The sequence below is a fragment of the Lamprobacter sp. genome, assembly GCF_034860625.1.
Taxonomy (GTDB): domain Bacteria; phylum Pseudomonadota; class Gammaproteobacteria; order Chromatiales; family Chromatiaceae; genus Lamprobacter.
The window spans coordinates 1-1,138 of record NZ_JAYESN010000583.1; the positions used below are offsets into that span (position 1 = coordinate 1).

3 protein-coding genes are annotated in these 1,138 nt (G+C 59.1%); all 3 read right to left on the minus strand.

Translation table 11 applies throughout. The annotated features are described in order from the left end of the window. Positions 1-176 precede the first annotated feature (176 nt). Positions 177-350, minus strand: a complete 174-nt coding sequence (locus tag VBE63_RS29975; protein ID WP_323686614.1) for a type II toxin-antitoxin system HicA family toxin — start codon at positions 348-350, stop codon at positions 177-179. Then, the gene (locus tag VBE63_RS29980; RefSeq protein ID WP_323686615.1) at positions 347-538 is read right to left on the minus strand and encodes a type II toxin-antitoxin system HicB family antitoxin; all 192 of its coding nucleotides are present in this window, start codon (positions 536-538) and stop codon (positions 347-349) included. Before VBE63_RS29980 ends, VBE63_RS29975 begins: the two co-directional genes overlap by 4 nt. Before the next feature lie 163 nt (positions 539-701). Further along, on the minus strand, positions 702-935 hold the full coding sequence (locus tag VBE63_RS29985) for a hypothetical protein (RefSeq protein WP_323686616.1): 234 nt from the start codon (positions 933-935) through the stop codon (positions 702-704). Positions 936-1,138: the final 203 nt, after the last annotated feature.

Below are 1,138 nucleotides of genomic sequence, written 5' to 3' on the forward strand. Positions count from 1 at the left end.
GAGCGCGGGTGGCGCTGGCGCAGGCAATGCGGCGCGTGGTGAGCCTGTCGCTTGGACGGTTGGGTGCGTGGCGGATTGCTCGTGCCGGGTCGCGTTAATCGCAGCCCGCCCTAAGTGGCGGCCACGCGCGAAACGCCGGCCGCAGTATGCCGTCGGGCTGGCAGACACGTTGGGTATCAAGTCAGTTTGCGGATGATATTTCTCGCTAGATGCTCCTTGACCTCGCGATGTCTTGGAACTGGCTGAGACTCTTTGGTTTCAGGATTGTGATACCAGTCATGCCGGCTCCCATGTCGAAGCAATACGCACCCCATACTCTCAAGCTTTTTGATCAAGTCTCTGCGCTTCATGCGACGGCAAGTTCGCCGACGCGGCGGACGATGGGTAATTCGCCACTTGTTAATGTGGCATAGATGTCTTTCAGGTTTTCCTTCAGTTCTTCTAGATCTTCGCCTTGTGTCATGTAGTCGGGGAACTCCTCGAAATAGCCCAGCCACATGTCTTCATCTTTCCAATAAACGTACCGCAGCGTTGTCATGTGCAACCTCATAACGGAATCTTGCCGATGAACTCGGAGCCGAGAAAGACCGTCGTTCACCATTCCGACCGTAAGCCCAACAGTAAAGCGGTCTAACACCTGTGGTTGTTGATGCTTCGCTGACGACAGTCTAACTCAGGATTCGCAAGCGGCGCTGTCGCGCCTAGGCGAGCAGCTTGAGGAGCGTCATGAGGGGAATGTCGATCTGACCATCGCCTGTGCGCGGCTTATGTGGAATCTCGTCGAGGTGCATAGAACAGGCGCGCAGGGCGGAGCCGGCGACATTCAGACTGGCGCAGAGGGCGCCGGCGCCCTTGCCGTCGCTGGGCAGATTGAAGACCTGTGTGGTGAGGATGGGAAACCGAGAAAACCGGGACGGCTCACCGTTAATTTTCATGGTCGGCTCGCGCGGCGCCGCGAGACGGGCCAGGCTTGCGGGGAAGCGCTCGGAGATCGAAAACCGGGACGCACGACCTTATGGCGATGGCGTGGCGGGCGCCTCACCAGGTCTTGGGCTGAAAGCTGGCGTCGTTGCGAATCTCGACCGCTTGTCCGGCTTGGGCGAGCACGAAGAGGCCTTTGCGGTCGGCATAACGCCCG